The sequence below is a fragment of the Acinetobacter sp. Q186-3 genome, from assembly GCF_013420655.1.
In the GTDB taxonomy this organism is placed as follows: domain Bacteria; phylum Pseudomonadota; class Gammaproteobacteria; order Pseudomonadales; family Moraxellaceae; genus Acinetobacter; species Acinetobacter indicus.
Genome location: NZ_VOXS01000033.1, coordinates 1 through 7,739 on the forward strand (window position 1 = coordinate 1; position 7,739 = coordinate 7,739).

Here is a 7,739-nt window from a genome sequence, read left to right on the forward strand (position 1 = left end):
TCCGCCTGTTTTAAAATGGACATGATCTGGCTGTCAGTAAATTTAGATGTTTTCATGCAGAATCTCCTGCTCGTATCTTAAGAGAAAATTCTACTTTTAGATCCTTTTATTTTTAGGGGGGATTACCCTCTGATTTCAGGGGTATATTTTAATTTTGTCATCGGGGTAGTCTCTCAGAATATTGACTCTCCGACAAACCCGGTACGGTTCAATCTATTGTTATTCTTACCTGAAATTGATGTGAGCTTATAGAGACAAGGTAAATTTGCAAAAGTGCCGGCTATTCAGTGTTCATTGAATGTTTAATTTAATTTATTAAGCTTGACCTTGGAGTGGCTCTAAGCCTTATACTTGGTACAAATTTTTCGATTGTTATGATGATGCGTTCTACTACATGGATTACAGTCTTGGTTGGATTGTTCATGTTCCAAAGCTTTTGGAATGTGGCGGCGGCCTTTTGTGTCCATGAACAACAGCCTCAATCACAGCAGAGTTATCATTTTGGTCATCACCAAAATACCTTGTGTGCCAGCGATAGTCGTCAACACGATCATAATGGACAGTCAGAAAACATAAAAACATTCAGTAGCGATTTAGAAATCGGTGAAGATCATCAAGATCATCTACCATCGATGACGCATTTGATTGTACAAAATGAAAAAGTAGATGTGTTTCATCCAAGCTCTGAAGTTAAAGTGAATCCACAATTTCATTGGAAAAACAGCTATCAGGCTCCTGACCTGTTTCAACAAAGCCCACCTCCCGAATTTTCCCCGCTCATGGTGGGGTAGCCTAAAACATTCCCACCACTTTTATTATTTAAATAAGTGGGAAAAATCATGTCTTCACAATCAATTATACTCTTGCGTCATAGCTTGGTTGCTTGTATATGTGCAGCGGCTATGCAATATAGCTATGCTGAAAACGTTACCAGCTTTGAATCCGCTTTAGCAAAAGTACAAAGTTACCAGACTCAAGACAAGCTGTGGCAACAAGTTCAGCAAATATCTGAATTGAATATTCAGCAAAGTCGGTTATGGCAGAATCCAAGTATAAGTTTAGAACAGTCTGGCTTTGGCTCAGGTCAAGAACAGGAATTCAATGTTGGCGTTAGTCAACCTCTAGATCTATTTGGTCAGCGTAAGCTGAACCGGGTGATTGCCAATACCTCGAATCAACAAATCCAATTGCAACAGCAATTATGGAAGGCACAAAGCCAACTGATTGTTAAATTTGCATGGTCGCAATTTGCACTTGCTGAGGTTGAGCAGTCTGCTTATTCAGTACAGTTAAAAACAAGTAAAGCCAATCTGGACAGTGCCCAGAAACGCTATCAGGCAGGCAGTATTGCCCTGGTTGATTTTGAGCGTACCCAAATTGAAGCGCTAGAAATCCAACGACTTTATCAGCAAGCGATGCTGAATAAACAAGCTGCCGGTCGTCAGCTGTCTAATTTGTGGGGGGGAGAAACATCTTCACATCTTCAATTGAATAAAACCGCTATCCCTTGGCCAGAGCAAAGTCTCCAAACTGTGCAACGGTATATTGCTGAAGGGTGGCTAGAAAAATTCTATGCCTTGAACATTCAGCAATCGGATCATCAAATTGAAAATTTAAGAATTCAGGCACGTCCCAATCCGACTTTAAATGTAGGCATGAAACGTAGCAAAACCCCTAATGAAAGCAACGATACGACTTTGGCAATCGGCGTGGCTATTCCACTGAATATTTTCAACCGCCAGCAATATGCGATCCCGATGGTCCAGCAACAGCAAATATTGCTGAACCAACAGCAGCAGCGTGAGCTGAAGCAACAAATACTCAATATTGCCAACAGCATGCATCAGCTCAAAGGTTTACGTAGCCAGTTCGATGCCACAACAGCACAAGTTACTTTGGCGACCAAAGTTCAGAGCCGTACTTTACAAGGGTTTCAGGCAGGGAAACTGTCCATTACCGACGTTCAACAAGCAACCACCCAACTGCAGAATCTTCGATTGGGTCAATTACAAATTCTACGTCAAGCTTGGCAAACTGCCCTCGCAGCTGAGGCACTCAGTATTGGCACAAGTTATGAAGAAATTAGCCGTTCGGATGCCTATACACAACTGAATAAAAAGGCAGTCGAAGCATCGCAAAATTTAATCAATGGGGGAGCACGATAAAATGAACGCCAAGCAAAACGGAAAAATATCCCAGTCTCTCATGATTGCAATTTTGATTCTGATTACGGTCTTGGTCAGTCTGGTTATTTGGTTAAGTTCAAAAAAAACTGAATCTGAGGGGCATGGTCATGATGAGGGAAATGCCGAACATTCTGATGAAGATAGTTCTGAAGAAGGACATGCTGAAGAAGGCGAAATACAACTGACCAGCCAACAAATGGTTGAACAAGGTTTAAAAGTTGCTGTTGCATCCACAGGATTGGTTGAAAAGCTGACAACCCTGCCAGGTAAATTGGTGGTGAATACCGATCAACAAGCGCATATATCGCCTAATTTTAGTGGTCATGTCGAGCAGGTCAATGTGGCTTTAGGACAGAGCGTGCAAAAAGGACAAACGCTGGCTGTACTAATCGTGCCTGAACTGATCGACCAACAGGCAAATCTGCGTATGGCACAGGTGAATCTGGATTTGGCCCGTAAAGATTACCAGCGCGAACAGCAACTCTGGTCACAGGGGATTTCTGCCAAACAGGATTACCAGCGTGCCGAAAATGCCTACCGTCAAGCGCAGATTACTGTCCAGTCCTCACAAGCACGTTTAAATGCATTAGGTGCAAGTGGCAATAACAATGGGCGTTTTCTGATTAAAGCACCGATCTCTGGGGTGATCAGTCAAAAAGATATTGTGGTCGGTGAAAATGTGCAACTGGCTAATCAGCTCTTTGTCATTGAACAGCTGAAAGATTTATGGCTTGAGTTTAATTTGCCGAATCAATTCTCAGGTCAACTGCAAGCCGGGCAAAAAATTGACTTTAAAGTGAATGATTCAGATCAAATCTATAAAGCTACTGTACAAAGCTTAACCTCTCATGCAGATGTACAAACAGGGCGTCTGGTGGTGCGCGCAAAACTCGATGCGCAAGCTACTGAGTTGCGTTCTAATGTGTTAGTGAGAGTGTTGATTCCGGAAGCTACAGCAAAATCAGCCCTTCGGATTCAAAAGTCTGCGCTGCAAAGTATTGAAGGTGAAGACAGTATTTTCATCGTAGATTCAGAACAAAAAGGTCAAGTCCACTTAAAAGCACAGAAAGTGCAATTGGGGCAGGCTTCAAGTGATGGACAATGGCTTGAAGTGATTTCTGGGCTGACTGAAGGGCAGAAGTATATCGCTCAAGGCAGTTTCTTGTTGAAATCTGAATTAGAAAAAGACGAGGCAGGCCATGAACATTAATTCTGATCTGCCAAAACCAGAAGGTTTATTCGAACGAATCATTCAGTTTTCCATACAAAATGCGATTTGGGTGTTGCTCTTTGTCTGTACCTGGATTGCGGTCGGGGTGTATAGCTATCAGAAACTCCCGATTGATGCTGTACCCGATATTACCAATACCCAAGTCCAGATTAATACTCAAGCCAAGGGTTTTACTGCGCTTGAAGTCGAACAGCGGATTACCTATCCCATTGAAAATGCCATGGCTGGCATTCCGGATCTGGAGCTTACCCGTTCCATATCCCGTTATGGACTCTCTCAAGTCACCATTGTCTTTAAAGATGGGACTGATATTTATTGGGCCCGTCAGCAGATTAACCAACGGATACAGGAGGCGCAATCTGAGTTGCCTGCACAAATCGCACCGACGATGTCCCCCGTTTCTACGGGTCTCGGTGAGATTTATCAATGGGTACTGAAGGCAGATCCGAATGCGAAAAAGCCGGATGGAACTGCATACACGCCGATGGATTTGCGTGAGATTCAGGACTGGATTGTGCGTCCTCAACTGCAACGTGTTAAGGGAGTTGCAGAGGTCAACAGTATTGGTGGTTTTGAAAAAACCTATGTGGTCTCTCCCGATTTAAACCGGATGCAGCAACTGAATATCTCATTAGAACAACTGCAACAGGCTTTAGCGCAAAATAATGAGAACCGAGGTGCAGGTTATATTGAAGACAATGGTCAGCAACTGACGGTACGTGTACCGGGTACATTCAATGGGCTTTCTGATATTGAGAACACCATGCTGGGTAGCCCAAATGGCAGCCCAATTCGGGTTGGTGATATTGCGCAAGTCTCTATTGGGCATGATTTAAGAACCGGTGGGGCAACCTATAACGGCAAAGAAACCGTTTTAGGGATTGCCATGATGGCGATGGGTGGAAATAGCCGGACTGTTTCTAAAGCTGTGGATGCCAAGCTTCAAGATATTCAGAATAGTTTGCCTAAAGGGGTAGTGATTGAAACGGTGTACGACCGTACTACCTTGGTTGAGAAGGCGATTAAAACCGTTCAGAAAAACTTGGTAGAGGGAGCAATCCTGGTCATCATCATTCTGTTCCTGTTTTTAGGGAATATCCGTGCTGCCTTGATTACTGCCTGTGTCATTCCACTCTCTATGCTGTTTACCTTAACCGGGATGGCACAGAAAAATATCAGTGCCAATCTGATGAGTTTAGGTGCACTCGATTTCGGCATCATTGTCGATGGTGCTGTGGTGATTGTCGAAAACTGTATCCGGCGTTTAGCCCATACACAGCAACTGTTAAAACGACCTCTCACACAAAGTGAACGCTTTAAGGAAGTTTTTCTGGCTGCCCGCCAAGCACGTCGTCCTCTTATTTTTGGTCAGCTTATTATTTTGGTGGTGTATTTGCCGATTTTTGCTTTAAGTGGTGTAGAAGCAAAACTATTTCATCCGATGGCTTTAACCGTTGTTCTCGCACTGGTGGCAGCTATTATTTTATCGATCACCTTTGTGCCCGCTGCAGTTGCTTTATGGGTTAAAGGGGAGATCAAAGAAACGGAAAGCCGTTGGATGATCTGGCTCAAAACCCGATATCAACAGATATTGGATGGAGCCTATCATTACAAAGCGGTGGTTTTAACTTTTGCCATTTGTCTCCTGGTCATTACGGGTCTGCTCAGCACGAAGATTGGCAGTGAGTTTGCACCCCAGCTGAGTGAAGGTGATTTTGCGGTACAGCAATTACGTTCTCCAAGCACAGGCTTGGAAGAGTCTTTACGTATTCAGGAAAATACCGAAAAGCTTTTACTGAAAAACTTTCCCGAAATTAAAGCTATATTTGCCCGTACCGGGACTGCTGAAGTGGCGACAGATGTGATGCCACCGAATATTTCCGATGGTTATATCATGCTGAAACCACGTGAGGAATGGCCAGATTCAAAAGAAAGCCTAGATGCACTTCGAACCCGAATGGAAGCTTATCTTGCGACAATTCCCGGCAATAACAGTGAGTTTTCTCAGCCTATTGAGCTACGTTTTAATGAACTGATTTCAGGTATACGCAGTGATGTGGGGGTGAAGGTTTTTGGTGATGACATGCAGGTTTTGAATACTGAGGCTGCAAAAATCGCGAAAATCATTCAGCAAGTCGCAGGTAGCAGTGCGGTGAAAGTTGAACAAACTTCGGGTCTGCCTTTACTCAATGTAGAGATTGATAAAGCTTTAGCTGCCCAGTATGGCTTGAGTGTGAAATCTATTCAGGATGTGGTGGCTGCAAGTATTGGTGGACAAAGCGTGGGAGAGATTTTAGAAGGCGATCGTCGTTTTGATTTTGTTATCCGTCTTGGAGAGCAAGACCGTAGTGTCGCATCTGTTTCCCAGTTACCTATTCAGCTTCCAAATGGTGGCAGTATTTTATTGTCGGATGTCGCGCAAGTCTCGACCATTGAAGGAATCAACCAAGTCAGTCGAGAAAATGGTAAACGCCGAGTTGTGGTTACAACGAATGTTGAAGGGCGTGATTTAGGGTCTTTTGTTTCTGATGTACAGACACAGCTCAAAGCATACACTTTGCCAAGTGGTTATTGGATAGAATATGGCGGTCAGTTTGAAAATTTGGCTTCAGCCAAAGCACGGATGCAAATCGTGATTCCACTGGCTTTAATCACTATCTTTATTTTACTGATGGCGGTCTTTCACAATGTCAAAGAAAGTCTATTGGTCTTTACCGGGGTACCCTTTGCCTTGACCGGTGGTGTGCTGTTCCTTTGGCTAAGGGATATTCCATTATCGATGTCAGCTGGAATTGGCTTTATTGCCTTATCTGGTGTTGCAGTCCTCAATGGACTGGTAATGCTGACCTTTATTAAGGAATTAAGGGACAAATATCCAGTGCATAAAGCCGTGTGGCAAGGGGCTATTTTGCGCTTAAGACCAGTGTTGATGACAGCTTGTGTGGCTTCACTGGGTTTTGTACCAATGGCGCTGGCAACCGGAACAGGGGCTGAGGTTCAACGGCCACTGGCAACCGTAGTGATTGGCGGGATTATCTCTTCAACATTACTAACTTTGGTGCTGTTACCCGTGCTTTATCGTTGGATAAATGAAAAGAAAGTTTCTTAATCCAATAGATTAGTCGATTTACAGCAGAGATATTGGCTGTTATCCAATATCTCTGCTCATCATAAATAGAATAAGGAAAATATTTTATGTCAGAACATCATGATCATAGCCATGCGGTTGTTACTGAAGAAAATAGTAAGAAGTTAATGGTTGCCTTAGGTTTAACGACTACTTTTTTAATAGTAGAAGTTGTCGCTGCTTTTATTACCCAAAGTTTGGCTTTGTTATCTGATGCAGCTCATATGTTTACTGATGTAGCCGCTTTAGCTATTGCTCTTGCCGCTATCAAAATTGGTAAAAAAGCCGCAGATGATAAAAGAACTTTTGGCTATCAGCGATTTGAAATTTTAGCGGCTCTGTTTAATGCGGTGATGCTTTTTGTGGTAGCAATATATATTGTATATGAAGCTTATCAACGTTTTACGAATCCTGCTGAAATTCAAAGTGTTGGAATGATGATTGTCGCGGTCATTGGTTTGGTCATAAATTTGATTTCAATGAAAATCCTTTCTGCTAGTGCTGAAGGAAGTCTAAATATAAAAGGTGCATATTTAGAAGTTCTTAGTGATGCTCTAGGATCGATAGGCGTGATTATCGGAGGAATAGTTATTTATTTTACCCAGTGGATGTGGGTTGATACCGTAATCGCTGTGTTAATTGGCTTCTGGGTCTTACCTCGAACTTGGATTTTATTAAAACAAAGTATTCATATTCTGCTTGAAGGAGTTCCTGATGAGATTGATATTGAGTCGTTAAGAAATGATTTATTGAAGCTAGAGGGCGTTGAAGGGATTCATCAGTTGAAAGTCTGGGCTATATCCTCAAGAAATATTCATTTAACTGCTCATTTGGTTGCTCCGAATAGCAATACAGATCAACTCTATCAAAATGCCTTAGAAGTTCTAAAACATAATCATAATATTACTGAAATTACGTTACAAATAGAAAATACGAAATGTAATACATTGAACCAACATAAACACTAATTTGGACTTTAGTCTTCATATAGATGTTTTGTGTAACTTTAAAGTATAGCCTAACGGAACAAAATAAAGTCTTAAAAAGCAACTCAAAAACCGTATTTATAGACTTAATATTTAATTTCGGTACAATATGTATTTAATTATCTAAACTCTAACGGTACAGAATGCCTAATCAGGTCGGATATATTCGAGTCAGTTCAACTGAACAAAATACTGAACGTCAATTAGAT

The 7,739-nt window shown here is 42.2% G+C and carries 5 protein-coding genes; all 5 read left to right on the top strand.

Annotation, left to right across the window (positions count from 1 at the left end):
• Positions 1-380 precede the first annotated feature (380 nt).
• Positions 381-791, top strand: a complete 411-nt coding sequence (locus FTT64_RS14020) for a cation efflux protein, CzcI-like (protein WP_197704863.1) — start codon at positions 381-383, stop codon at positions 789-791.
• 48 nt (positions 792-839) lie between these two features.
• A complete protein-coding gene (locus tag FTT64_RS14025; protein WP_035269736.1) occupies positions 840-2,165 on the top strand; it encodes a TolC family protein in 1,326 nt (441 codons plus the stop codon).
• A 1-nt stretch (position 2,166) separates the two neighbouring features.
• Positions 2,167-3,396: an efflux RND transporter periplasmic adaptor subunit gene (locus FTT64_RS14030; RefSeq protein ID WP_104472702.1), complete on the top strand. Its 1,230-nt coding sequence runs from the start codon at positions 2,167-2,169 to the stop codon at positions 3,394-3,396.
• Positions 3,386-6,526 (top strand): efflux RND transporter permease subunit, encoded by a 3,141-nt coding sequence (locus FTT64_RS14035; protein WP_096902762.1) that lies wholly within the window; start codon positions 3,386-3,388, stop codon positions 6,524-6,526. Before FTT64_RS14030 ends, FTT64_RS14035 begins: the two co-directional genes overlap by 11 nt.
• Before the next feature lie 86 nt (positions 6,527-6,612).
• On the top strand, positions 6,613-7,512 hold the full coding sequence (locus FTT64_RS14040) for a cation diffusion facilitator family transporter (protein ID WP_177156119.1): 900 nt from the start codon (positions 6,613-6,615) through the stop codon (positions 7,510-7,512).
• Positions 7,513-7,739 lie beyond the last annotated feature (227 nt).